The organism is Acinetobacter sp. UBA6526 (genome assembly GCF_002434875.1).
Taxonomy (GTDB): Bacteria; Pseudomonadota; Gammaproteobacteria; order Pseudomonadales; family Moraxellaceae; genus Acinetobacter; species Acinetobacter venetianus.
In genome coordinates this window covers 1-586 of the sequence record NZ_DJLC01000143.1, presented here as the reverse complement: position 1 = coordinate 586, position 586 = coordinate 1, and the positions used below count along the sequence as shown (strand labels likewise).

The 586-nt window shown below is 36.7% G+C and carries 1 protein-coding gene; it reads left to right on the top strand.

Annotated features, from left to right (window positions below; all coding sequences use genetic code 11):
- Positions 1–106 precede the first annotated feature (106 nt).
- Entirely contained in the window at positions 107–562 is a 456-nt protein-coding gene (locus B4237_RS09360) for a DUF2147 domain-containing protein (RefSeq protein ID WP_004877494.1), read from the top strand.
- The last annotated feature ends 24 nt before the right edge of the window (positions 563–586 follow it).

Here is a 586-nt window from a genome sequence, read left to right as displayed (position 1 = left end):
AATTTCAACAATTAATAAAAATGCACAATTGTAAAATAAAGATTGAATCTATTATTAGAAATCCGAAATAATAGAGGGACAAGAATATAGGCTGAGCGGCTTAAATATGTATACAAAACTCATTACACTATTTTTATTCATGGGGCTAAGCCATCTAACATTTGCACAAGATATTACAGGAACTTGGCAAAGTGTAGATGACCTTACGGGTGCACCTAAAGGGCAAGTTGAAATTACTCAAAATGCAGATGGCACCTATACGGGCAAGGTTACAAAAATCACGCCTCGCACAGGATATACGCCAAAAGAATTCTGTACGGGTTGTCCTGCACCCTATACCAATAAACCAATCTTAGGTTTAAACGTCATCACTAAACTCAAGCACAAAAAAGATTTAACATATACTGGTGGGAAAATTTTAGATCCTAACAGTGGTCGCATGTATAGCCTCACGACAAAACTGAGTTCGAATGGACAGCGTTTACATTTACGTGGCTATGTCGGTGTTTCTGTATTAGGACGCAGCCAAATATGGATTCGAGTCAACAATAAAACTGAATAATCAATAAAAAAGCCCTGAATATTC

What these genes read in the sequence shown, in the direction of transcription:
- B4237_RS09360 (WP_004877494.1), top strand. Translation starts at nt 107, where the DNA reads ATGTATACAAAACTCATTACACTATTTTTATTCATGGGGCTAAGCCAT.